The organism is Pseudomonas sp. PS01298 (assembly GCF_029959745.1).
Lineage (GTDB): Bacteria > Pseudomonadota > Gammaproteobacteria > Pseudomonadales > Pseudomonadaceae > Aquipseudomonas > Aquipseudomonas aylmerensis.
The window spans coordinates 1-25,632 of sequence record NZ_JASCPP010000058.1 but is presented as its reverse complement, the minus strand read 5'-3'; the positions used below and the strand labels follow the sequence as shown (position 1 = coordinate 25,632).

General features: G+C 64.0%; 18 protein-coding genes. 6 read left to right on the top strand and 12 right to left on the bottom strand.

Annotated features, from left to right (window positions below; genetic code table 11):
- Positions 1 to 54: 54 nt before the first annotated feature.
- The 5 genes from QMX97_RS19635 (at position 55) to QMX97_RS19615 (ending at position 8,102) form a co-directional block, all read left to right on the top strand.
- Entirely contained in the window at positions 55 to 3,225 is a 3,171-nt protein-coding gene (locus tag QMX97_RS19635) for a hybrid sensor histidine kinase/response regulator (protein ID WP_282397433.1), read from the top strand.
- Between the two features lie 23 nt (positions 3,226 to 3,248).
- The gene (locus QMX97_RS19630; RefSeq protein WP_065904208.1) at positions 3,249 to 3,896 is read left to right on the top strand and encodes a response regulator; all 648 of its coding nucleotides are present in this window, start codon (positions 3,249 to 3,251) and stop codon (positions 3,894 to 3,896) included.
- Between the two features lie 191 nt (positions 3,897 to 4,087).
- The gene (locus tag QMX97_RS19625) at positions 4,088 to 4,690 is read left to right on the top strand and encodes a fimbrial protein (RefSeq protein ID WP_065904210.1); all 603 of its coding nucleotides are present in this window, start codon (positions 4,088 to 4,090) and stop codon (positions 4,688 to 4,690) included.
- 75 nt (positions 4,691 to 4,765) lie between these two features.
- A complete protein-coding gene (locus QMX97_RS19620; protein WP_282397432.1) occupies positions 4,766 to 5,506 on the top strand; it encodes a molecular chaperone in 741 nt (246 codons plus the stop codon).
- A gap of 85 nt (positions 5,507 to 5,591) precedes the next feature.
- Positions 5,592 to 8,102, top strand: a complete 2,511-nt coding sequence (locus QMX97_RS19615) for a fimbria/pilus outer membrane usher protein (RefSeq protein WP_282397431.1) — start codon at positions 5,592 to 5,594, stop codon at positions 8,100 to 8,102.
- Positions 8,103 to 8,724: 622 nt separating this feature from the next.
- Here the strand turns inward: QMX97_RS19615 and QMX97_RS19610 are convergent.
- From QMX97_RS19610 to QMX97_RS19555, 12 genes are all read right to left on the bottom strand, one after another.
- Positions 8,725 to 9,588 (bottom strand): alpha/beta hydrolase, encoded by an 864-nt coding sequence (locus QMX97_RS19610; RefSeq protein ID WP_282397430.1) that lies wholly within the window; start codon positions 9,586 to 9,588, stop codon positions 8,725 to 8,727.
- Entirely contained in the window at positions 9,588 to 11,810 is a 2,223-nt protein-coding gene (locus QMX97_RS19605) for a TonB-dependent siderophore receptor (RefSeq protein WP_201145384.1), read from the bottom strand. Before QMX97_RS19605 ends, QMX97_RS19610 begins: the two co-directional genes overlap by 1 nt.
- Before the next feature lie 96 nt (positions 11,811 to 11,906).
- Complete coding sequence (locus tag QMX97_RS19600; RefSeq protein ID WP_120449122.1) at positions 11,907 to 13,250, bottom strand: sensor histidine kinase; 1,344 nt, start codon at positions 13,248 to 13,250, stop codon at positions 11,907 to 11,909.
- Positions 13,250 to 13,981, bottom strand: a complete 732-nt coding sequence (locus QMX97_RS19595) for a response regulator transcription factor (RefSeq protein ID WP_282397429.1) — start codon at positions 13,979 to 13,981, stop codon at positions 13,250 to 13,252. Before QMX97_RS19595 ends, QMX97_RS19600 begins: the two co-directional genes overlap by 1 nt.
- Before the next feature lie 41 nt (positions 13,982 to 14,022).
- Positions 14,023 to 15,246 carry a dipeptidase gene (locus QMX97_RS19590; protein ID WP_282397428.1) on the bottom strand — a complete coding sequence of 408 codons (1,224 nt, stop codon included), beginning with the start codon at positions 15,244 to 15,246 and terminating at the stop codon, positions 14,023 to 14,025.
- Positions 15,243 to 16,607: an MmgE/PrpD family protein gene (locus QMX97_RS19585; protein ID WP_158267383.1), complete on the bottom strand. Its 1,365-nt coding sequence runs from the start codon at positions 16,605 to 16,607 to the stop codon at positions 15,243 to 15,245. The genes QMX97_RS19590 and QMX97_RS19585 overlap by 4 nt, the downstream gene beginning before the upstream one ends.
- 2 nt (positions 16,608 to 16,609) lie before the next feature.
- On the bottom strand, positions 16,610 to 17,323 hold the full coding sequence (locus tag QMX97_RS19580; RefSeq protein ID WP_262133303.1) for an SDR family oxidoreductase: 714 nt from the start codon (positions 17,321 to 17,323) through the stop codon (positions 16,610 to 16,612).
- The gene (locus tag QMX97_RS19575; RefSeq protein ID WP_282397427.1) at positions 17,320 to 18,564 is read right to left on the bottom strand and encodes an FAD-dependent oxidoreductase; all 1,245 of its coding nucleotides are present in this window, start codon (positions 18,562 to 18,564) and stop codon (positions 17,320 to 17,322) included. The genes QMX97_RS19580 and QMX97_RS19575 overlap by 4 nt, the downstream gene beginning before the upstream one ends.
- Positions 18,561 to 19,307, bottom strand: coding sequence for an amino acid ABC transporter ATP-binding protein (locus tag QMX97_RS19570; RefSeq protein WP_120449127.1), 747 nt, complete (start codon positions 19,305 to 19,307; stop codon positions 18,561 to 18,563). Before QMX97_RS19570 ends, QMX97_RS19575 begins: the two co-directional genes overlap by 4 nt.
- Before the next feature lie 3 nt (positions 19,308 to 19,310).
- Complete coding sequence (locus QMX97_RS19565; RefSeq protein WP_213551087.1) at positions 19,311 to 19,991, bottom strand: amino acid ABC transporter permease; 681 nt, start codon at positions 19,989 to 19,991, stop codon at positions 19,311 to 19,313.
- Positions 19,988 to 21,580 carry an ABC transporter substrate-binding protein/permease gene (locus QMX97_RS19560; protein WP_257236039.1) on the bottom strand — a complete coding sequence of 531 codons (1,593 nt, stop codon included), beginning with the start codon at positions 21,578 to 21,580 and terminating at the stop codon, positions 19,988 to 19,990. Before QMX97_RS19560 ends, QMX97_RS19565 begins: the two co-directional genes overlap by 4 nt.
- The gene (locus tag QMX97_RS19555) at positions 21,580 to 23,973 is read right to left on the bottom strand and encodes a TonB-dependent receptor (RefSeq protein ID WP_201145392.1); all 2,394 of its coding nucleotides are present in this window, start codon (positions 23,971 to 23,973) and stop codon (positions 21,580 to 21,582) included. The genes QMX97_RS19560 and QMX97_RS19555 overlap by 1 nt, the downstream gene beginning before the upstream one ends.
- A gap of 348 nt (positions 23,974 to 24,321) precedes the next feature.
- On the opposite strand from QMX97_RS19555, the gene QMX97_RS19550 reads away from it, so the two are divergent.
- Entirely contained in the window at positions 24,322 to 25,218 is an 897-nt protein-coding gene (locus tag QMX97_RS19550) for a LysR substrate-binding domain-containing protein (RefSeq protein ID WP_106803252.1), read from the top strand.
- The last annotated feature ends 414 nt before the right edge of the window (positions 25,219 to 25,632 follow it).

Here is a 25,632-nt window from a genome sequence, read left to right as displayed (position 1 = left end):
TAAGGAGTAAGCTCCCTCCAGTGCCGATTTATCCTGCGCCTGCGGAACCCCCTGATGAAGCACAACAACGCGATACTCGAAGCCTTCACCCGCAGCTCCCTGCGCCTGAACAAAGGCCTGATGGTGCTGATTGGCATCGCGTTGTTGCTGATACTGACCAACTACTGGTCGCTGCAACGCGGGGTCGAAACCCGCTACGGCGCGACGCGCTTTCATTTCGCGCGGCTGATGGAAAACCTGACGGAGCAGGAGTCGTACCTCAGGAGCCTGACGCACCCCGGCATCCAGGCCGAACTGCTGCGCGCGACCAACGTGCAGGTGAGCCTGAAAAGCCGCATGGTCGACAACCACCGCACGCTGTACGAAGGCCAGAAGTACTCGTTTTCGGTGCCGTTCAGCGTCAAGTTCGATGAGCAGCAAGTCGGCCCCGCCGCGCGGCCGCAGATTTTCGCCCTCGGCGCGCACCTGACCAGCTACTACAGCGCCTTCTGGTCTTCGTCGCCGTACGAGGCGCCGCAAACCTTTCTATTCAATCGCCACACCCACTACACCATCACGGTGCCGTCGGTGGGCTACCAGCGTCGAGAGAACACCGAGGAAACCGGCAACCTGGTGGCGCTGGTCAACGCCGTGCAGCAAACCCTGGAAAACACCCCGCAGCCGCTCGAGCAGAACCGCGTGTATTGGCAGGCCGGCCCCGCGCCCGGGCACTTGCTGGCGTATATCGGGCTGCCGCTGGACGGCCAGGAACAGGCGGTGGTCGGCACCTTGCTCGACCTCGCGCGGGTCGACGATGTACAGCGCGCGCTGGACCGCTCGGCCTTTGATCGCTTGACCCTGATCGCACCCGACGGCACCCGGCTGGCAGGACCGGACGTCGGGCAGCTCAGCGATGGCGTGCATTTCAATGCCAATGGCTTTGAATTCAAGATGACCCAGCCAGGCGACCAGCCGTGGAGCGCGGTCTATGGCCTGAACTACTCGCACTTCTTCCACTCCGCGCTGTGGCCGCTGAGTAGCCTGGCGCTGTTCTTCGTCGGCCTGGTGACCCTGGGCTGGGGCGGCAGCCGCTGGTACCGGCGCCAGGTGATCAACCCGGCGCGCCTGGCCCACGAACGCATCGCCGAAAGCGTGGCCTTCAGCCGGGTGATCATCGATACCGCGCCCACCGGCTTGTGCGTGGTGCGGCGCAGCGACGGCAAGGTCCTCATCGAGAACCAGCGCGCCCAGCAATGGCCCGGCACCGCGCGCCTGGTCACCGCCATGGCCGGCACGCATGACAGCGCCGAGAGCGGCGAGACGCACCTGGAGATCGAAGGCCGGCACCTGCAGATCGGCTTTGTGTCGACCCGTTATCAGGCCGAAGACGTGCGCCTCTACGCCTTCAACGACATCACCCGCCACATCGACGACGCCCAGGCACTCGAAGATGCACGCCGCGCCGCGGATGCCGCCAACGAGGCCAAGACATTATTCCTGGCGACCATGAGCCATGAAATCCGCACGCCGCTGTATGGCGTGCTCGGCACCCTCGAACTGCTCGGGCTGACCGACCTCGACCCGCACCAGCAAACCTACCTGCACACCATCCAGCGTTCGTCCGGCACGCTGTTCCAGCTGATCAGCGATGTGCTGGACGTGTCGAAAATCGAGTCCGGGCAAATGGCGATAGAGGCCGTGGATTTCTGCCCGTTGGACATGCTCGAAGACACCCTGCACACCTACGCCGCGTCCGCCCAGCGCAAGGGCTTGCAGCTCTACAGTTGCATCGATGCGCAATTGCCCGATTGCGTGATGGGCGACCCGATGCGTATTCGCCAGATCCTCAACAACCTGGTGAGCAACGCCATCAAGTTCACCGACATCGGGCGCGTGGTGATTCGCGCCAGGGTCACGGCGCGCGACGCCGGCAACGTCGACCTGGAATGGCAGGTCACCGACTCCGGCGTCGGTATCCCCGAGGCCCAGCAGGCCAAGCTGTTCGATCTGTTCTACCAGGCACCGGACACCGCCAGCGAAGGCGGGGCCGGACTGGGGCTGCCGATTTGCCGGTGGCTGGCGCAGATGATGGACGGTGAGATCCGCGTAGTCAGCGAGCCGGGCCTGGGCAGCAGCTTTACCCTGAAATTGCGCCTGCCACTGTGTGGCGGTGCGCTGACCCAGTTGCCGTTGATCGAGCCCAGCCCGACGCCGGTGTATGTGCAGGCGCCGGTGCGCGAGCTGGCGCAGTCGATGAGTGACTGGCTCAATCGCCTGGGCATCGCGGCGGCGCTGGCGGCGACCACCCAGGAGCAGGACAGCCGCTACGCAGTGCTGGTCGACCTGCTGCCCGGCGACCCCGCCCAACCCTGGGCCGGCCAACGCGTGCGCTGCCTGCCAGGCGCTCACAGCCCGCCACTGCACACCGAGCAGGGCTGGGTCGTCGACCTGCACGACGTGCGCGCCATCGCTGCCACCGTGTCGCTGGCGCAGCACGGCAAGCACGAGCAACCGCCAGCGGCCCGGCCACACAGTGCCGGGCAACTGGGGCTGCGCATCCTGGTGGCCGAGGACAACCCGGTCAACCAGGCGATCATCAAGGAACAGCTGGAGGCGCTCGGTTGCTCGGTGACCCTGGCGGCCAACGGCGAGCAGGCTTTGCAGCTGTGGCTGCCGCAGGCCTTCGACCTGGTGCTCACCGACGTGAATATGCCGTTGATGAATGGCTATGAACTCGCCCGCGCCCTGCGCGAGCATGATCCGCAGTTGCCGATTATCGGCGTGACCGCCAACGCGATGCGCGAGGAAGGCGTGCGCTGCCTGGCGGTGGGCATGAACGCCTGGATCGTCAAGCCGTTGAGCCTGCAGACCCTGCGCGGCCAGTTGATCAGACTGTGCAAGGTAAAGCCGCCGGTCGAGCCCGACCTCGTGCCCTGCGACGACAGCGTGCAGTTGTCGGAGACCATGCGCCCGTTGTTCATCAGCAGCGTAGAGCAGGACCTGCAACGCATCGGCGCGGCGCTCGAACGCCGCGATGCGCGTGCCCTCGGCCAACTGCTGCATTCGGCCGCCGGCGCATTGGGCGCCGTGCAGGCCCTCGACCTGGCCCAGGCCTGTATCGAACTGGAAGACCAACTTAACCGCGGCAGCCTCGACACTGCCCTTGCGCTCAAGGTGAAGGCGGTGATGCAGCGCCTGTCGGCCGTCCTGGACACGCTTCGGCCCGGGCACCCTTCACTCACCTGAACTGGCACTACGGACGGCCCTTTATGAAAAAATTCAACGTGGTAATCGCGGACGATCACCCGATCGTATTGCTGGGCGTTCGCGAGCTGGTGGAGCGCGACACCCGCTTCCAAGTGGTCGGCGAGGCCGTGTGTTCAGCCGGGCTGATCGCGCTGTTGCAGCGCCAGGGCGTCGACATTGTGATCACCGACTACAACATGCCGGGAGACTCGCCCTACGGCGATGGCCTGAAACTGGTGGAGTACCTCAAGCGGCATTTCCCGCAGGTGCAGATCCTGATCCTGACGATGATTTCCAACCAGCTGATTCTCACCCGCCTGCAGGAGTTGGGCGTGGTCGGCATCATCCAGAAAAGCCAGTTGCACACCGAGATCCAACTGGCGCTCAAGGCGATTGCCCAGAAGAGCGCCTATCGCAGCCTGGAACCGCCGAAGACATCAGTGATCGAGACCCTCACGGACTTCGACGAGCGCTTCACCAGCCTGTCGCCCAAGGAGTTCGAGATCCTGCGTTTGTTTATCTCGGGCATGAGCGTGAGTGATATCGCGCGCAGCCAGAATCGAAGTTCCAAGACCATCAGTGCGCAAAAGATATCGGCCATGCGCAAACTTGAAGTGAGCAGCGACCAGGACCTGCTCGCTTATTGCCTGGCGCGTAATATCTTCAACTGACCTGCCCCTCCAGCAAGCCATTCAAGGCAATGGCTTCGCCCCGCCCCCGCTCCTGACCGCTCTAGAACGCAGCTCTCCCGCCTGCTCCAGGGTTTATAAGAATCGTCTTATGTCGTCCAAACCTTGGACTTTTTATTCTTGCCCCGCAGTTCAACAACCGCACTTTCCAACTCACACTAACGGACATCATCATGAAGAAGTTTTCCCTGGCTGTTATCGCCTCGGCCCTGGTTGCGGCCTCCGGCAGCGCATTTGCCGATGAAACGGCACCGACGCCGACCCTGGGCGGCAGCGGCAAAATTACCTTCACTGGCGTGATCAACAATGACGCGTGCTCGGTGGACGGCGCCAACTCCGACCGCACCATCTCCGTGGACATGGGCAACGTCTCGATCAAGGACATGGGCACCGCCGAAAACCCAACCGCAGGTCGTGTGACCGCCAAAGACTTCAACCTGAACGTCAACTGCAACCAGGGCACCAAAGTCGCGATGATCTTTGACGCCAACAACGGCGGTTCGGGCCTGGTCACCGGCAAGAAAGTCCTGGCCCTGAACCCGGGTTCGGCCACCGCGCAAAACGTCGGCATCGCCCTGCTCGACAGCAAAGGCAGCCTGATCGACCTCAGCTCGCCGAGCACCGCACGCATTGAAAGCACCATGCACGGTCAGGGCACTGAAGGCGGCGACGCCACCATGAGCTTCGCAGCCGCCTACGTCACCACCGGTGCCGCCGGTGCCTCCACCGCCGGTCGCGGTGACGCGACCCTGCCGTTCATCCTGCAATACGAGTAACTCGGCGCGCCTGAGCACCGAACGCGCGAGGCCCTGCGGCCTCGCCATTTATTTTTGATGACACCGGACACCCTCATGCAGCCTCGTATTATCACCGCGAGCCTGGTGCTGCTGGGCATGCTTATGGCTACCCAGGCCACCGCCAGCATTTCACTCAACGCCACGCGTATCGTGTTCGATGGCAGCCACAAGGAAGCCAATATCACCGTGCGCAACGGCAACCAGGACGTGTTGATTCAATCCTGGGTCGACATGAACGACGCCAGTGGCAGCCGTGCACCGTTTGCCGTCACCCCGCCCCTGGCACGGGTATTTGCCAAGGAGCAGCAACTGCTGCGCATCCTCTATCAAGGCGCCGGCATGCCGACCGACCGCGAGTCGGTGGTGTGGCTCAATGTGCAGGAAATCCCCAAGGCCAGTGAGGCCGAGAACACGTTGCAGTTGGCCATCCGCCAACGCATCAAGATCTTCTACCGCCCTGCCGGCTTGCCCGGCAATGCGTTGCAAGCCCCGGCGCAGCTGGAGTGGCGCCTGGCCAAACAGGGCACGCAAACCCTGCTGCTGGTGAAGAACCCGACGCTGTACCACGTGTCGATGGCCGACATCAAAGTGCAGGCGCAACTGGCCAGCGACTCCACCATGATTGCGCCCGGCGAGGCAAAACAGTTCCCGCTCAGCGCGACGCCCGCCAGCGGCCCGGTGCAGTTGTCGTTTTCCAGCATCAATGACTACGGCGCGCAAAACCACTACACCGCGCCCCTGTCCATCGGCGCTGCGGCAGCCGCGTACGCGACTGAATCGCGCCTCAAACCCTAAGCACTTCGTCTAACCCACAGGCTCACTTCGCGTGCGTGTTTGCGTGCCCGGCTGTTCGCCAACCAGGGATGTCACAGGTCTTCGCATGTCTTTTATTTCCAGCAACAGGCCCGTCCGTGGCGCACTGAAGTTGAAGACGCTGTCGCTCGCGATTGCCGCCAGCCTGCCCGCCTGGGCACTGGCCGCCGAGCCTGCGGAAACCTTCAACACCACCTTCCTGCAAGGCGCGCAGTCCGCCGTCGACCTGCAGCAATTGCTGTCGGCCAACAGCGTGTTGCCGGGCACTTACCGCGTCGACCTGTACAGCAACGAAGTGCTGGTCGGTCGCCGTGACATCGACTTCAAGCGCAACCCCGGGAACGGTCGCGTCGAAGCCTGCCTGACCCTCGACCTGCTCAAGCAACTGGGCATCGACATGGCCCGCTTGCAGGCCCAGGGCAAGCTGGATCCGCAGCACCCGCAGGACTGCTACGCCCTCGCCGACATGATTGAGGAAGCCAGCGTGCGCTACGACAGCAGCCGCCTACGCCTGCTGGCGAGCATTCCGCAGGTGGCCATGCAGCGCGGTTTGCGCGGGTATGTCGACCCGCAGTTGTGGGACGACGGCGTGCCTGCCGCGTTCATCAACTACCAGCTCAACAGCAACCGCAGCGCTGGCGACGCCGACACCCGCATCAACAACAACCTCGGCCTGCGCAACGGCATCAACCTGGGTGCCTGGCGCCTGCGCAACGAGTCGAACATGAATGGCGGCACCGGGCGCTCGAACACGTTCACCAGCAATCGCACCTACCTGCAGCATGACGTCACGCCGATCAAGGGCCAGTTCAGCGCCGGTGAGATTTTCTCCGACGCCGACCTGTTTGACAGCGTGCGCTATCGCGGCTTGAAACTGGCCTCGGATGACGGCATGCGCGCCGACAGCGAACGCGGTTATGCGCCGGTGATTCGGGGCGTGGCGCAGACCAACGCGACGGTCGAAATCCGCCAGAACGACTACATCCTCTACACCGCCAACGTTGCGCCGGGGCCGTTCGAAATCAACGACATCTACCCCAGCGGCTCCAACGGCGACCTGGAAATCACCGTGATCGAGTCCGACGGCAGCCGCCGCGTGACGATGCAGGCGTTCTCCAGCCTGCCGATCATGGTGCGTGAGGGGCAAGTCAAATACAGCCTCTCGGCGGGTACCTTCAAGAGCAATGCCGACGGTTTGGCGACGCCGCGTTTTATCAGCAGCACCCTGGCGTACGGCTTGACCAGCAACCTCAGCGGCATCGTCGGCGTGCAAGCCAGCGAGGACTACAGCGCGCTGTCGATCGGCGCCGGCAAGAACACCGCGCTGGGTGCGTTTTCCCTGGACGCCACGCATTCATCCAGCAAGGCCCGTGGGCAAACCACCCAGGGCAGCAGCGTGCGCGCGCTGTATGCCAAGACGTTTGCCGGCACCGACACCAACTTCACCCTGGCCGCCTATCGCTACTCCACCGAGGGCTACCGCACCCTCACCGACCACGTCGAAGACATGAGCGAAGACGTGCGCGTGCGCACCGGCCATTCGAAAACCCGCACTGACCTGACCATCAACCAGAGCCTTGGCCGCAACAATGCGTTCGGCAGCCTGTATGTGAACGCCAGTGACCAGCGCTACTGGAATCGCGGTGGTTCGCAGAGCTTTTCGGCCGGCTACACCAGCAACTGGGGTGACCTGAGCTACAACCTCGGCGTGACGCGCACCAAGCAGATCGTGACCTGGGGCGCGCCGAGCAGCGACACGCAATTGAACCTGTCCATCTCGTTCCCGCTGGGCGGCCAGGCGCGCGCACCGCGGGCGTTTGTCACCACCAGCCGCCAGCACGGCGACACCACCACCCAGGCGGGTATCAATGGCTACGTCGCCGACACCAGCGACACCTTTTATTCGGTGCAAGCGGGCCACAGCGACACCAGCGGCAGTTCCGGTTCGGTGAACCTCAACAGCCGCACCTCCATGGCAGACGTGAGCCTCGGCTACAGCCAGGGCCAGGGCTACAACTCGCAGAACCTCAACATCGCCGGCTCCGTGGTGGCCCATGCAGGCGGCATCAACCTGGGGCAAACCGTCAGCGAGACCTTCGCGCTGGCTGAAGTACCGGGCATCTCCGGGGCGAAGATCAGCAGCTACAGCGGCGTGGAGACCGGCTACAACGGCTATGCGGTGATCCCGACGGCGCAACCTTACCGGGTCAACTGGATCAGCCTGGACACCCGCGACCTGGGCGGCAATGTGGAGGTCACCAACGCCACCCAACAACTGGTGCCACGCCGAGGCGCCGTGGTCGTCGCGCATTACAGCGGCACCACCGGACGGCGGGTGCTGTTCGAGTTGTTTGATGCACAGCACAAACCGCTGGCGTTCGGCGCTTCGCTGGAAGATGGCAACGGCAAGCAACTGGCAATTGCCGACCCGAATGGGAATGCGCTGGCGTTGGTCGAGCAGGATCAAGGTACGTTAGTGATCAAGTGGGGCGACCAGCAATGCAGCGCCCACTATGCGCTGGCACCACAGAACAAGGCGCTGAACTATGAGCGCCAGGCGCTGGTGTGCGCGCCTTGAAGATGGGGTAGAAGGCCAACAGGTGGGATTGAGGTAGGGCCCAGGCACCCGGATGTGTGGAGATCAAATGTGGGAGCTGGCTTGCCTGCGAAGGCGGAGGATCAGTCGCCAAATGCATCAGCTGACAGGCCGCCTTCGCGAGCAAGCCCGCTCCCACAGGGGGATCAAGGTATGGCCCAGGCACCCGGGCATATGGAGATCAAATGTGGGAGCTGGCTTGCCTGCGAAAGCGGTGGGTCAGCCACCAAATGCATCAACTGACAGGCCGCCTTCGCGAGCAAGCCCGCTCCCACAGGGGGATCAAGGTATGGCCCAGGCACCCGGGCATATGGAGATCAAATGTGGGAGCTGGCTTGCCTGCGAAAGCGGTGGGTCAGCCACCAAATACATCAACTGACAGGCCGCCTTCGCGAGCAAGCCCGCTCCCACAGGGGGCTCAAGGTATGGCTCTGGCCCTCGGGTGTATGGAGATCAAATGTGGGAGCTGGCTTGCCTGCGAAAGCGGTGGATCAGCCACCAAATGCATCAGCTGATACACCGCCTTCGCGAGCAAGCCCGCTCCCACAGGGGATTGGGGTGGGGCATGAGACCCCGGGTGTATGAAGATCAAAGGTGGGAGCAGTTATTGGCTCATCTGCTCCAACGTGTAGCGCAATGAAGCCGCCAACATCGGCCCGTGCCCCAGGCCCGGGAATGCCTGGTAGCGCACGGTCAGCCCCTCGACACTTTGCAGCGAGGCCAACAGGCGCTTGACCGCGCCATCGTCCTGCGGCTTGGCGGCCCTGGCCGGGCTGGCCGGTTCTGCATCCCCGCGCATCAGCAGCAAGGTCGGCCGCTTTGCGTGCAGGCGCTGCGCAAGTCCGTCGGTACGAATCACGCCATTGTTCCACCACAGCGACGGGCTCGCCGCGGCGTAGTCGTCAAACGCCTGCGGACGCGTCGTCAAGGCATGCAGCACCAACAACCCACCATACGAATGCCCCCACAGCAATTGCCGCCTGGGTTGTATCTCCAGGCGCTGGTTGACCAGCGGCCGGATCTGCTCCGTCAGCAAATCCAGGAACTGATCGGCGCCTCCGCTGGGCACATCCGTCAAGGGATCACGTTGCGCGCCCTCGCCCACTCTCGGGGTGTAGTCAAACGTCCGCGCATTGCGCTCGATGCGCAGCGGCGTCGCATACCCCACCGCCACCAGTACCGGTGGCGCCGGGCGATGGGACAGGTGGTTGAGCAGTTCGGTATCCAGCGCCGCCATCGCCGCATTGCCATCGAGCAGATAGGCCACGGGGCTGGCCGCGCTGACCTTGAGCGGGCGCCCCAGCCACACCCGGTAGTGCCGCGCGCCGTCAGCCGAGTCCAGCTCCAGCGTGCTGAACTGGTAGTCGCTGGCCTCACGCAATACCGGTGCATCCATCAGTTGGTCGGGTGCCGGCTGGGCACAGGCACATTGCACAAAAAACAACGCCAACCAGCATGCGCGCGCCATCAGAACGACGCCGTCAGGCTGGTGTACAAGGTGCGCCCGGACTGGTTGTAGGTCGCGGCGCCGGCGCCTTCGATGTTGTTCACGCCCTGGGCATTGCCCTCGCGCCACAGGCGTTTGTCGAACACGTTGTCCACGCCGGCGGTGAGGCTGAGGTTTTTTGTCAGGGCGTAGGTACCGCTCACCCCGGCAATCGCATACGGCGAGAGTTGGTTGTTGCTGGTGCCGGTCACGCGGTTGCCGTGGTAGTCGTATTTCTTCGGAGTCTGCTTGCCGTACCAGGCCACGCTCGCCTGCAGGGACAGGTCCTGGGTGGCCTGCCAATCGAGCATCGAGTTGAGGGTGTACTTGGGCGTGACCGACAGCACATCACCGGTCTGTTTGTTTTTCGATTGGAGCATGTAGGTGAAGTTGTTGGTCCAGTTGACCTGCTCGCCCAGCGGCAGCGCAACGGTACCTTCCAGGCCTTCGACCAGCGCCTTGGGCACGTTCTCCCACTTGAAGATGCTCGCGCGGGCGGTGCTGCCGGTGCCGCCGGACGCCGTGCCGACCGGGGTCAGGCCGGACTCGATCTTGTTTTTGTAATCGTTACGAAAATACGTCAGGCCGGCGACCACGCCGTCATTGCGGTACTCCAGGCCCAGTTCCTTGTTGACGCTGGTTTCCGCGTCGAGGTCGGCATTGCCTTGCAGGTAGCAACTGGTGGTCTGGCCGTAGCAACCCTGGCCGTTGCTGTACAGCAGGTAATTGGGGTTGAGCTGGTAGAGGTTCGGCGCCTTGTACGAACGGGCGATGCCGGCCTTCAAGGTCAACGTGTCGGTGAGCACCTGGGACAGGTTGAGCGACGGGCTCCAGTTGTCGCCGACGATGTTGTGGTGGTCCAGGCGCAGGCCCGGGGTCAGGCGGGTGCCGGGGCGCAGCTCGATGTTGTCTTCGGCGAACAGCGAAAAAATGCGCGACGCCGACGAGTCACTGCGAGAGGTGCTCGACAAGCCAGGCACGCTGCCGCCAGCCGTGGTGGTTTGCAGGTTGGCATTCGGGTCGCCGAGCTTCTGTTCGACCCACTCGCTGCCGAGCGTCAGCACCTGGTCGACACCTGCGTGCAGCGGCAGGTTGACTTCACCGTGGGCGGTCAGGTCGCGCAGTTCGTTGGTGCTGAAACTGTTGGCGGAAAAGATCCCTTCCAGGCCACCGGCCAGGCCTTCATTGAGACGGCGGTTGCGAGTCTTTTCATACTGCACGTAGGCCAGGGTGCTGCCGAAATCCCATTCGCCGCGATGGGTCACGGCGTAGGTTTCACGGTAGAGAATATTGGTCTCATGCCCCAGCATGTTCTTCACGGTGGCGTTGCTGTTGGTGTTCTGGGTATCGCCGGTATAGATATTGCCCTGGCGGCTGAAACCGGCCTCCAGGTCGAGGGTTTGCTCGGGAGTGATGTTCCAGCTGAGCAGGCCGTTGACGTCTTTGTTGCGCACCCCCTCGCGCCCCGCCGGCAGCGTGCCGACCTGGTTGCCGGTGCGCAGGGATTCATGCCCGCTGTTGATGTCGGCATCGTCGGCGTTGGTCTTGGCCACGTTGCCGTACACGCGGTAGCTGAGGGTGTCGGTGAGCGGGCCATTGAGGCCGAAGTTCATGCGCTCGGTCTCACCTTCGGCCGAGTGCTGGGCGAAGTTGTGGTAGATCGATGCCGAGCCGTGCGTTTGCGTGCCCGGCTGCTTGGTGATGATATTCACCACGCCACCCGCCGCGCCGTTGCCATAACGCGCTGCCGCGGGGCCGCGAATGACTTCGATGCGCTCGACCTGATCGGCTGGCACCCAGTTGCTGTCGCCGCGGCTGTCACGCTCGCCACGCCAGCCATAGCGCACCGAATTGCGGCTGCCGACCGGCTTGCCGTCCACCAGGATCAGGGTGTTTTCCGGGCCCATGCCGCGAATATCGATCTGGCGGTTGTTGCCGCGCTGGCCGCTGCTGGAGTTGCCGGTGAGATTGACGCCGGGCATGGTGCGGATGATGTCCGACAAGTCGTTGGCCGGTGGGCGTTTCTTGATGTCTTCAGCGGTGATGATCGACACACCGGGCATCTGCTTGATCTCTTCCTGCGCGGTGCCCAATACGGTCTGGGTCGGCAGTTCCATCTGCGCAGGGGCTTCGGCCTCGGCGGCGAAGCTGCTGACGGGCAACAGGCTGCAAATACTCACGGCAAGCAGGGACAAGCGGAACATGCGGGGATCTCCAAGCGCAGCCCGACCGATAGCGGTGGGCCATCAAAGATCGCAGATGATAATCAGATGCAATTGCGAGTAAAGAACATTAACTTTCTAAACATTTGCCGTGGGCAGGCGCAGATTCATGCGCAATCCCGAGGCACCCTGGGTCGCCCACAACTCGCCGCCCTGCAGTTCGATGGCACGCCGCGCGATGCTCAATCCCAGGCCAAAACCCGTGCCCACCGTGCCGTCCAGCCGCAGGTAGGCTTCAAAGATGCGCTGCAGATCGCCCTCGGCAACGCCTGGCCCCTGGTCTTCGATCACCAGCCACCAGCGGTCGCCATCCCGCTGGCCGCTCAGGCGAATCACGCCGTTGGGCGGTGAGTGGCGGATGGCGTTGCGCAGGATATTTTCCACGGCCTGGGCAAAGCTGTTGAGGTGTACGTGCACCTGGCACGTACTGTCCAGCTCGCACACCAGCGCTTCGAGCGGCCAGCCGGTTTCGAAATGCGCGTCCTGCACCAGCGCTTCCCAGACGGAGGCCACCACCACCGCTTCGGCTTCCAGGCGAGGTTTTTCGGTGTCGAGCCAGGCCAGGTTGAGGGAGTCGTCCACCAGCCGGCGCATCTCCTCCACTTCCCGTGACAGGCGTTGCTGCAACTGCTCGGGCGGCAGGCCGCTGTCACTGGCGATTTTCAAACGTGCCAGTGGCGTGCGGATTTCATGCGACAAGGTGCGCAGCAATTGCCGCTGCTGATTAAGGCTCTGGCGCAGGCGCTCGGCCATGTGTTCATAGGCGCGGGCCAGTTCGCCGAGTTCATCCGGACGGCGCGTCACGCTGCTGCTGGCCAGCGGTGCGAGGTCGCCGGCACTCAACGCGTTGGCGCGCTCGCGCAGTTCATTCAACGGCTGCACCAGATGGCGGTACAGCACCAGCCCCAGTGCCAGCGCCAACAACGCCGGCACCAGGCCGTGGGTGAACACATGGGTCCACGGCGTGAGCCCCGGCGGCAACAGGCGTTCGGGCAATTGCATCACCAACCGCCCACGCTCGGGGTGCTCCGGGAAAGCCATGCTCACGTACGGCAATTCGTCTTCGAGGCGCTTGCTCATTGGCCAACTGAGCTTGCGCATGAACGTCAGGTGGCTGACCTGTTCGGCGCTCAACGGCGTGGTGCCCAGGCTTTGCAGGTAGTCATCCAGCACCGCCACCCAGGTGTGTTCGCGCTGCTGCAATGCCAGGCGCCAGCGCTCTACCGCCGCGGCGTCGCCAGTGGCCGCCACGTGCTCGGCCTCGGCCGCATAGGCAGCCAGGGCGATGCGGTCGGACGCCTCCAGGAAGTAGGTGTTGCGCTCCACCCGCAAGCCCCAACTCCACACCAGCCATACCAGCAGCAAACAGGCACACACTTGCAGCAGCGCCATTTTCCACAGCAAGGGATGACGACGTTGCATCAGGCGCCGTCGCACAACAGCACATAACCCTGATGGCGCACCGCGTCGATGCGGATGCCCTGTACCTCGATGGCAGCCAGCTTGCGCCGCAGGTTGCACACATGCACATCGAGGCCACGATCCAGGCGGGTGTAGGGCCGGTGCAGCACGTGCTGGTAGAGGAAGGCCTTGGTCAGTGCCTCGCCTGTGTGCTCATGCAGCGTGCACAACAGACGGAATTCCGATGAGGTCAGGCCGGCGGCGCGGCCGTTGAAGTTGACGTCCCGCGCCTGCGCGTCGAACGCCAGGGCGGAATGCCGCGAAGGCATCGACGGCGCCCGCGTGCCGCAATCGATCGCCACGCGCCGCAGCAACGCGTCGATGCGCACATCCAGTTCGGCCAGGCTGAAGGGCTTGGGCAGGTAGTCATCGGCGCCTTGGCTGAAGCCGGTGATGCGATCCTGCTCGGCGCCCAGGGCCGACATCAGGATCACCGGCGTACCGCGCTCCTGGCGCAGCCGCGCCAGGATATTCAAGCCACTTTCACTCGGCAGCATGATGTCCAGCAGGATCAATTCCACCGGTGCCTGCAGCGCCAGGTCCAGGCCCTGGCCACCGCAATGGGCGCTGTTCAAGGCAAAGCCGCGCCGGCTGAGATGGTTGCTCAGGTGCGTGCACAGCTCGACGTCATCCTCGATGATCAGGATGCGCGGACTGGGGGATAAAGATGGGGCCAGATGATAAGTATTCACAATTACGTCAGTTTCGCATTCGACGAAACATTTCGCAATGTTCACTCACCCCGACACTGTCCCTCCGCCTGCAATTGACGCCCCTGCGCTTGCGCCCGGCCCACCAGGCGCAGCAGGTTGCCGCTCCAGATGTTGCCGATGTCCGCCTCGCTGTACCCGGCCTGCAGCAACGCTTCGGTGATCTTCGGCAACTGGCTGACATCCTCCAGCCCCTGCACCCCGCCGCCGCCGTCCCAGTCCGCGCCGATCCCTACGTGCAGCGGCCCGACCTGCTCCAGCGCGTGCAGCAGATGGCGCATGAAGTCGGCAAAAGTCGCCTGGGGGTTGGGATAACGCTGCTGCACGTCGAGTATCTGCGCCGACAGCGCCTGGAACTGCGCCGGCTGCAGCGCCGGCATCAGGCGCAAGCGCTCGAACAGCGGCTTGAGCGCCTTGTCACGCTGGGGATTGGGTGGCTGCGCGATCAGGTAGCTGCCATAGGTGTTGATCTGAATCACCCCGCCACTCGCCGCCAGGCGAAGCATGCGCGCGTCGTCGAGGTTGCGCGGGTGCGGGTTGATCGCGCGGCTGCTGGAATGCGAGACGATGATCGGCGCGCGCGACAAGGCGAGCATCTGGTCGAACGCCTGGTCGGACGCATGTGAGGCATCCAGCAGCACGCCCAGGCAATTGGCGCGCTGCACCAGGTCGCGCCCGACCGGGCTCAGGCCGTGCCATTGAGGAATGGCGGTGGCCGAATCCGCGACTCGATTGTTGGCGCTGTGCACCAGGCCAAGCATGCGCAGGCCGAGGCGCTGATAAGTCGCCAACAGCCGTGGGTCGGCAGCCAGGGGCTCGGCGTTTTCCATGCTGATAAACACCACGCGCTTGCCCTCGGCAGCCAGGCGTGGCGCATCCTGCGGCTGCAACGCCAGGCCGAATTGCGCCGGGTAGCGCGCCACCATGTCGCGAATACGCGTCAGGGTCGCCAGGCCTTGGTCGGCGGCCCGCGCCACGCCGGCTTCATCGTCGCTGCCCTGGGGCGTGTACACCGCCCAGAAACCGCCGTCGAGACCGCCTTCGACCATGCGCGGCAGGTCGACCTGGGACAAGTCTTCACGGCCATGCCGCTGCAAAATACTCCAGCCCGGGCGCGACAATTGCCGAGGCGTATCCAGGTGGCTGTCGAGCACCAGCAAGCGCTCATGCAGCGCACGCGCCTGGGGGCTGACCTCGGCGTACGCCGGCACAATCGCCAGGCTCAGCAGCAGTGCGAGCAACCTCATGGGCCGATCCCGAACAGGCGCTCGGCCTGCAGCGGCGCCGTCACCAGAGCCTGCAGGGTCGCCAGCAACGGGCCGTCACACAGCGCGTGCAACTTGGCGTGCAACAAACCATCGCGGCCGGCCGCATCCAGCGCGGCATCCGGCCCGTCATAGGCCAACTCGACCGACTCGCCGGTCAACGCGTGCACACTCAAGGCCGCAGGAAATCCTCCGCTGCGCGCTTGGCGCTGGTCCATCTCGGCACTCGCTTCAATATGCACACGCGCCATGAACGCCAGCACCTGCGGATCGGCAAGCGCCTCGCCCTCGAAGTCTTCCAGCGCGGCGCGCCCGCGGACAAAGGCGCTGGCCACCACATACGGCAAGCTGAAACGCGCGGCCAGGTCATTGTCGATCGCCCGGGTCGACAGCGACCGCGCACTGCCGGCGTTGACCCGCACCACCACGCTCACCACCTGCCCCGCCGGCACCTGCTGACGCAGTTCCAGCGCCAGGCGAATCGCCGTCTGGCAACCAAAACAGGCGGGATACGGTTTGATCGCAAAGCTGTCGAGGTGCTTCTCCAGCGGATCGGCGGATAAAAACCCATCCTGTGCGGTATCAAATCCAAAGCTGGCCAGCCAGCCGTGCTCGCCGGTCAGGAACGCCGCCGGCCCGGTGGCGCCCGCCTGGGCGAGCAACACCGACTGCACTGCGTGCTGGGCGGAAAACCCCACGGCCAGGTCCTTGTCCTGGCTGTAACTGCCCACCGTCGGCGACAGCGCCGACAGCAACCCGGCACTCAGGGCGCTGGCGGCAATGGCGGTGCCGTGACAGGCGCGGTCAAGGTCGTCATCGAGCAACGCCGAACCACCCAGCGCCGCGGCCACCGGTGCGATCAGCGAGGTGGTACGAAACCCCGCCTGCGCCGTGCGGTGGCCACGTCCCAGGGCCTCGGCCAGGGAAATATTGGCCGCGAAGGCGATCCACAGCGCCCGCAGCAAGCGCTCGCCGACCACGCCATGCTGTTCGGCCAGCGCCAGAATCGCCGGGATGATCACCACGGCGGCGTGCCCGTTGTTACGCGGGTTGATCAACACCTCCTGGAAGTCCAGCGCCTCGGCGGCGGTGCCATTGAGCAGCGCGGCGCGCGCGGGGTCGGTGCGCAGCGTCGCGCCCCACACCGAGCAACCGGCGGCGACCGGCTGCGCCAGGGCACTGTCGATGCGGGTGCCGCCCACTTGATGGCGCCTTGCGTACGCGGCGATCGCCACGGTGTCGGCGAGCAGGCGCCCGAGCGCACGCGAAACCGCGTCGGGGATGGGAGCCTCAAGCAATAGCAGATGTCGTGCGACCCACTGCCGGTCTATCGTCGTTGCCACGGTTATTGAACCCCTTGCGCCATGATGCCGCCATCGATCACGAAGTCCGTGCCGTTGGCGTACTGAAAAGCCGGCCCGGTAAGGGCCACGATGGCCTGCGCCATTTCCCGGGGTTCGGCGAGCCGGCCCAGGGGAATGCTGGCCAGAAGATGTTGCTCATCCAGGCGCCCGGCCTCGATGGCGCTTGCGACCATGCGCGTGCGGGTGTAGCCGGGGCTGACGGAGATCGCGCGCACCGAGGCCGCGGCGAAATCCAGTGCCAGCACCTCGGTCATTGCCACCACGCCGGCCTTGGCGGCGGCGTAGCTGGCCCGGCCGGGGCCGGAACGGTGAGCGATGAATGAAGCGATGTTGACGATCAACCCGGCGCCCGACGCCGCCAATGCTGGAAACGCCGCCTGGCAGCTGTAAAACGCGCCGCTGAGATTGGTCTGCAGCACCGCCTGCCAATCTTCGGCGCGCATATCGATGGCCGACGCGCGGCGCGCGATACCCGCGCAGGTCACCAATACGTCCAGGCGCTGCAAGCCTTCGGCGGCGCGCTGGAGGGCGGCCGGGTCACGCACATCCACGGCGGTTATGGGAAACCCGGCCTGCGGATTCGGCGCCAGGTCCCAGCCGATCACTTCGGCGCCCTGCTCCTGGAATACCTGGGCCACGGCCAGGCCGATGCCACTGCCGGCACCGGTGATCAACACACGTCTTGAAGGGCTCATAGCAAGGCGCCTTGTTCGATTAACACACGTTTCACCGCATCGAACCCGGTGCGCTGCGCCAGCCGACTGGACAGCGCGGCCGACACGCCCGCTGCATGCCCGGTGGCAAAACTGGTGCCCATCACCCGCACGGAGCCGAAGGCGATATCGTCGGCACCAATTGAGCTGCCGGCCAGCCACAGGTTGTCGCTGCCTTCGGGAATCAGTGCACCAAACGGCACATGGAACCAGCCGTGGTGCGGGATGGCGCGGTACTCGGTGACGCCGGACTGCGGGTGCAACTCACAAGGCCAGCCGGAACGGGCGATGCCATTCGAGCGTTGCCGTGCACTCAGCGCGTCGTCGGCCACCACGTCCTGCTGGGAGATCACGCAGCGGGTGGAGCGGATGCCCAGTTGCGGCCCGCTGGTTTCCAGGATCGCCTGGGCAAACCCCGGCACGGTGCGGCGCAACGATTCGAGGTAGTCATGGGCGATTGTGCGGGCTTCGATTTCGGCACGGGTCAGGTAGTGCGCGTCGGTGTTGACCAGGTCGACATCGATCATCATCGCCCAGTAGCTGCCCGACCACGGCAACGGCACGAAGTAACCGCCATTGCTGCGCGCCAGGTGCCGCCGTGTGCGCCGTTGGTAGTCGATGACGGCCGCTTGCAGGGCCTCGCGGTCCGGCGCATGCCCGGGCTCGACATTGCCGATGCGCACGGTCAGGGTCGCGGCCTGCAGGCGCGGGCGCAGGCTATGCGGGGCGATCATCGCCGCCACATTCGCGTTGCCGGTGGCATCCACCACACTGCCGACCTCGAGGCGCAGGCTGCCTTCGGGATGGCTGCACAGCAAGGCATCGATATGGCCGTTCTTGCCTTCGGTAGCGATGACGCGGCAATGCAGCAGCGGCGTGATGCCGGCGCGCAGCACCAGGCGATCGAGCACGGTCTTCAGGCGTTCGGGGTCGAGCAGGATGATCCAGTTACCCGAGCTTTGCAGCACCGGTTCCACCGAATGCCCGAACGCCTGCAGGGCGTCCAGCACCCGCTGCCCCATGCCAGCCACCACCCGCTCCGGCGTCGGGCCGCTGGTGAGGAAGCCACAGTAGGACTGCACCCCGGAGATGGTCGCAGTGCCGCCGAAGAAACCATAGTCCTCGATCAACACCACGCGCCGGCCACACTCGGCCGCTGCCAGCGCTGCGGCAATCCCGGCCGCGCCACCGCCGACGACGGCCACGTCATAAAAGGCGCTCATAGCACGGTGTCGAGAAAGTCACGGGTACGCGGGTCCCGTGGGGTGTCAAAAAATGCCTCGGCCGTGGCGTGCTCCACCACCTCGCCCTGATCGATGAAATACACGTAGTCGGCGACCTCGCGGGCAAAGCGCATCTCATGGGTGACCAGCACACAGGTCATGCCCTGGGCGGCGATCGAACGGATAACCCCCAGCACTTCCTTCACGGTGTGCGGGTCGAGGGCGGCGGTCACCTCATCAAACAGCATCACCTGGGGCTGCATGCACAGGCCCCTGGCGATTGCCACCCGCTGCTGCTGGCCGCCGGACAACTCGCCGGGATACGCCTGTTCCTTGCCTTCCAGGCGCACCTGTTGCAACAGCGCGCGGGCTTCTTGCTCCACGGCGTGGCGGTCGCGCCCGAGGACCTGGACCGGGGCCATGCTGACGTTCTGCAACACCGTGCGATGGGGGAACAGGTTGTAGCTCTGGAACACGATGCCCACCCGCTGGCGCAACTGCTGCAGGGGCAATTGCGGGCTGCCGATCAGTGCGCCGTCGAGGGTGATTTCGCCCTGGTCGATCTCGGCCAGGGCGTTGATGCAGCGCAACACCGTGGACTTGCCCGACCCCGACGGGCCGATGATGCACACCACTTCGCCACGCCCCACGGCCAGGTCGATGCCCTTGAGCACCGGCGTGTCACCGTAGGCCTTGCTCACCGCGTGCAAGGCGATAAAGGGGTTTTCCAGGATACGTTTCATGGGTTACCTGTAGGCCAGGCGCCGTTCCAGGGAACGGGCCAGCAGTGAAAGCGGAAAGATGTAGAAAAAGAACAACGCCAGCACCAGCCCGTAGACCGGCAGCAGCAAATCGGTGCGCGCGGTGGCGGCGAGGATCTCGCGGCTGGCACTGAGCAACTCTCCCACCCCGAGCAGGCTGGCAAGCGCGCTGGACATGGTCACCACGCAGTACAGGCCCAACGCCGGCGGCACCATCAGCCGCAAGGCCTGGGGCAGGATCACATGACGCAGTTGGGCCACCGGGCCGTAGCCCAGGGCGGTGGCGGCTTCCCACTGGGTCCGTGGGATTGACTGCAAGGCGCCGCGCACGATTTCCGAAGCATTGCCCGCCGCCGGCAAGGCCAGGGCAAAGACCGCCTTGAGCCACGCCGGCAAGCTGATCACCGTGCCAGCCAGGTGCCATTCATAGGGCAGCAGGTGCATCACAAAAAACATCACCACCAGCCACGGCGCGTTACGCAGCAACTGCGTCAGCCCGCGTGCACCCAGCCGCAGCACGCGCGAACGGGCGCGCTGCAGGGTCCCCAGGCAGACACCGGCGAGGCACGCCAACAGCATCGCCAACACACCGATCCACAGGTTCAGCGCAAAGCCCTTGAGCATCAGCGGCAGCCACGGCAGCAGGGCCACAATCACTTCGTTCATGCGCCACCCCCGGGAATCTGCAGGCGCCGTTCCAGGCGGTGCAGTGCCCAGGCCAGCACTGCCATTGCGCAGAAATACGTGACCAGGACCAGCAGCATCATTTCCACCACGTTATACCGCTCACTCCAGATTTCCTGGGCGCTGTACAACACCTCAGGCACTGCCACGGCGTAGGCAATGGAGCTGCCCTTGATCAGTTGCACCATGTTGTTGCCCAGCGCCGGCAAACAGGCACGCAAGGCCAGGGGCAACTGGATATGCCACAGCCGACTCGCGCGCCCATACCCCAAGGCCAGGGCCGCGTCGCGGGTGCTGGGCGGCACCGCGAGCAGCCCGGCGCGCACGATTTCCACCGCAAACGCGCCGTAATGCAAGGTGATGCACAACGCCGCCAGCCCGAACGGGTTGGCGTACCAAGGGGCCGCGCCACCCTCCAGGCCGCCGCGCAACAACGCGCCGACGCCGAAGTAAATAAAGTACAACTGCGCCAGGCTGGGCGTATTGCGCAGCAGCTCGACATAACCGCGCACCAGCCAGCGCAACGGCCGCGAAGCCCCCATCGCCAGCGCACCGAACAGGCCGATCAAGCACGAACCGAAAATGCCAATGGCCGAGAGTTGCAAGGTGGTGACGATGCCGGAGGCAAATTGGCGGGCGGTCCAGCCGTCGTAGAACACCGGAAAATTCCAGCCGGTGCGGGTATTGAGACGTTCAAATCCGTCGGTGAGGCGTTGCAGGAAATACGGCAGGCTCTGTTTGTCCTGCGCCGCACTCTCGACTTCGCTCGGGTCCAGCGGATGCTTGTGGGGCAAGCCATAGCGGCTTTCCAGTTCATACAGGAAACCGCTCTGGCGCCAGTGCAACGCCAGTTGCTCCAGAAGCTCGCGCCACTGCGCGTCGCCCTTGGCCACGGCCATGCTCCAGGGGGCTTCGAGAATCACCGGCAACTGGATGCGATAGCCCTGCCATTGCTGGCTGTCCTGCAGGCGCAGGCGCGCCACCGCCTCGTCCATCACCTGGCCGATGCAGCGTCGGTCACGCAGGGCCTGGGCGCTTTCGGTGAGCCCGGCGAACGCGAGGATATTGACCCCATAACGCTCGGACACCGCCTGGTTGTAGGTCGAGCCCTGGCTGCTGCACAACGTCGCACCGCGCAGGCTCTCCCAACTTGCCACCGGCTGGTCGTCACGGGTCAGCAATACCGCGCCAGAGGCATAGAAGCCCGGGAAGATGAAGTCCACCAGGCGCTGGCGTTCTTCGGTCACGCTGAAGCCGGTGATGATCACGTCGCACTTACCCTGCTGCACGAACGGCACGCGATTGGCGCCGCTGGTCGCGATGGTCTGTGCGCCGATCTCGCGGCCCAGGCGCTGGCTGAGGGATTGGCGCAGGTTTTCCAGCAGGTCGGCGTTGAAACCCACCGCCTGCCCCGACGGCGTCAGGTAGGCGAACGGACGGTTCTCGACATTGGTGCAGGCGTTGACCACCCCACGCGCGTGGATGCGCTGCAACACCGACCCGTCCTCGGCCATCGCGCCCAGCGCAGCCGTCAGCACGCTGACCGCCAGCCAGGCCTTGAGCAACCGCATCACCACGAATACGTCGCCTTGAGGTAGTAGAACGCGCCGTTCATGCCGAATGGCGAGTAGGAGATGTAGTTGACGTTCTGATGGCCGGGGTTGTTCAGGCTGTTGCGTTTGTCCGGGTAGGCGTCGGTGACGTTGTCGCCGCCCACGGTGAATAGCCAGTCGGTGTAGCGGTAGCTGGTGGACAGGTCCAGCACCCATTTGGCATCGAAACGCTGGTCGTAGGCTGCGCCGGTGTTACTCACCGCCAGGAAGCTGCCGTAGCGCACGAGGTTGGCGTGCAGGCCCCAATTGTCCTTGCTGTAGTCGGTGGAAAACGACAGCTTGCTGCGCGGTGTGCTGTCGGTGAGTACACCGTAGCGGTCGCGGCGGTCGATGCGGTCCAGGTTCAGGCCGCTCTGCGCCAGCGCGGTGGGGTTGTCCTTGATGTCGGTGACGCGCGTCTTGCTGTAGCTGTAGCCCACGGTGCTGTTGAGGCGACCGCCATTGTCGAAACGGTAGCGATGCTGGCCGGTGAGGTCGACGCCACGGGTCTGGGTGTCCACCGCGTTGGTGAAGTAGCGCACCGACTGGTAGAGATCGGTGGCAATCCCGTTGGCCGCCAGGTAAGCCTGGCCGGCGGCGGTTTGCACGTTGAGGTTGCTCGACAGGGTCACCCGGTCATTGATGTTGATCTGGTACACATCGAGCGTGGCGCTGAAATCATCAGTCGGTTGCAGCACCAAACCCAGGCTGATGTTGCGCGACTTCTCGGCCTTCAAATCCTCTGCACCGAGCAAGCGTGCAATCGGCGAATCCACCGAGGCGGTGAGCTGGTCCTGGTAGGCGTTGATCGACGTGTTGAGGGCGCTGGTGGTCGCCGAGTAATGCTGCTGTGCCAACGACGGCGCACGGTAGCCCGTGGACACACTGCCGCGCACGGCGACCACCGGGTTGAAGTCATATCGGCTGGAGAACGAGCCGGTGGTGGCACCGCCGAAGTCGTTGTAGTCGTCATGGCGCAGGGCAACCGAGGCGCGCCATTTATCGGTCAGGTTGGTTTCCAGGTCGATGTACTGCGCCACCACATCGCGGCGGTAGCTGCCGCTGTCGCCGGGCTTGAGGCCGGAGAAACCTTCGGCGCCGGTGCCGTAGTAGGAGTTGGCTTCGCCGCTGCTTTCCTGGTAGGTCTGGTGCTGGTATTCCAGGCCGAACGCCACCGACAACGGGTTGCTCAACAGCGGCACCGCCAACTCGTTGCTGAAGTCCAGCTGGTACACCGCCAGGCTGCTGGTGAGGCTGCCGTCATCGAAGTTCTGCTGGGCATTGCCGGTGTCGCGGTACAGGTACCGGTTGAGGGTGTCGCGGCTGCTCAGGTCGATTTCATTGCGACCGTAGTCGACGCTGGCGTCCCATTTCCAATCGGCCAACAGCCCACGCAGGCCCAGTACCAGCGATTGGTCCTGGGTCTCGGCGTGCAGGCGCGGCAGGTAGCCTTCAGGGTGCGCAGCGCGGTCGAAGGTGGAAGCGCGACCGTTGCGAAAGGCATCCCAGGTATCGCCAGTGGACTTGTTGTAGCCGGCAAACCCGTAGGCGGTCAGGTCGTCGCTCAAGGCGTAATCGGCGTTGAGCATGACCTTGCCGTTGGTGATGTCCGGGTCGCCAAGGCGATACGTGGTGCTGCCATAACCCGGCGCGCCAGGATTGCGATTGTCCGGACCGGCGCGGTTGGTGAAGTCATTGTTGTTGCCGTCGAAACTCAAGTGCGCACTGCCGCGCTCGCCGAGTTTGAAACCGGTGTCGGCGTCGACATGACGCTGGATGCCGTCGCCCTTGGAGTACTGGCCGTAGCTGGTGGTGACCTGCCCGCCCTCGTCATCTTTCTTGAGGATGACGTTGATCACCCCGGCAATCGCATCCGAGCCGTAACGCGCCGATGCGCCGTCGCCCAGCACTTCGATATGGTCGATCGCCGACAGCGGAATCGCCCCCAGATCCACCGGCGCCGAGCCACGGCCCTGGGTCACGTTGGTGTTGAGGAAGGCACTGGTGTGCCGACGCTTGCCATTGACCAGCACCAGCACTTGGTCCGGCGACAGGCCGCGCATCTGCACCGGGCGGATGATCCCGGTGAACCCGGAGCTGGCCGGACGCGGGAAATTCAAGGACGGGATCAACCGCGACAGGGCTTCGGACAACTCGTTGCTGCCGGTGCTTTGCAGGGTTTTGCTGGACACCACCTGGATCGGTTGCATTGACTCCAGCACAGTCCGGTTTTCCGAGCGCGTGCCGGTCACCACCACCGCATTCAACTGCGGGGTGGTGTCGCTGTCTTCTGCCGCTTGTGCCTGCATGCCTGCCACGACTGCCACCACCGCGAGCGACAGCCTGCACTGTTTGAACCTGCCCTTGATCATTCCTTATTCCCCAGCCAACAGCCGTCACCGCGCCCTGACATAAACGCAGGGGCAGTGGCTGTCGAACATTTGTCTATTCAAAAGTTGATAAAAGAGTGGCCAGGGGGCAATTCGGTGGTGTGTTGATTGCTTGCCTGGTATGTCACACGGGGCCCAATTTACCTGCCCTGCGCGGCCATACCTATGGAAAAAACAGCGGACAACACTAACTTTTACTCATGTGGCACTGCGGTTATATGGTTAAAAGAACACGGTCTATTTGAAGACGGTTTATTGATTGAGCGCGATAAAAGATCAGGCTATAAGTGCTCGGTTTTATTAACAGGCAATACCCGAGTGTTCTAACTTATGAATCTTCGCCAGATGGAAGTCTTCCGTTCCATCATGCTCACCGGCAGCATCGCGGGCGCCGCCGAGTTGTTGCATATCTCCCAGTCCGCCGTGAGCAAAATGCTCAGCCACACCCAGCAACGTGGTGGTCCCAAGTTGTTCGAACTGGTCAAGGGCCGCCTGGTCCCGACCAGCGAAGCGCGCGAGCTGTACGAAGAGGTCGAGCGGCTGTGGCGCAACGTGGAACGGGTGCGTGAGTTGTCCAGCGAACTGGCCAACCCGTCCAAGGGCAACCTGTACATCGCGGCCTCCCCCAGCCTGGGCATGTCGGTGGTGCCGCAGAGCCTGGCGCAGACGGTCAAGGAGCGGCCGGACCTGAGCGTGAAAGTGATCCTGCCGCTGCCCGGCGCCCTGACCGATGTGGTCGCGGAGAAAATCGTCGACATCGGCATCACCACCTTTGAAGTCGACCACCCGAGCATCACGGTGCATGCGCGCTATAGCTGCCCGCTGGTGTGCATCATGGCGCCTTCGCATCCGCTGGCTTCGCTTGCGTCCATCAGCCCGACGGACTTGATTGGCCACCGGCTGATTTCGGTACCGTTGCAGGAGTTGTATGGGATCAATGAAGAGAAGGTGTATGGCGACGTATTGGCGCAATTGAATATTGGGTTGCAGGTGCGTTCGGGGTTGATTGCGAGCCTGTTCAGTTTGGCCAGTGGGGAGATTGCGGTGGTCGATGCGCTGGCGGTTTCGGGGAATTTGCTGCCGTTGGTGATCCGGCGGTTTGAGAGTGCGGCGGCGGTGAATATTTCGGTGATTCATAACAGCTTTAAGCCATTGTCGCCGCAGGCGTTGTTGTTTCGGGACATGGTGATGGGGCATTTGCGGGGGGTGTCTGATAGTTATCAGTGATGTGGAGTGTGGGTGAATATCCGTTTTTTGGGTAACGGCTGGTATTGGTTCCGCCCTTACGGCGGGTCACTTTTGGAAAGAGCCCAAAAGTAACCAAAAGGCTCTTGCCCCACCACTCGGTGCCTCGCCTAGGCTCGGCATGCCCTCACTCCGGCTTGAATCCGTGGGCCGCCGCGATGGGCCATCCCTGGCCCAGCGCGGCTAACCCGGCGTCCTGCCGGGTTACCCACGGATTCAAGCCTGCGTTCGGCCAGCGTGGTTTAACGGGGCGCCTAGGATCAAGATCAAGATCAAAAACAGAGCCAGAGCACACCGCTTTCTGCCTGAAAAGTGGAGATCCAAATGTGGGAGCGGGCTTGCTCGCGAATGCGGTGTGTCAGTCAACAAATTCATTGCTGATCCACCGCATTCGCG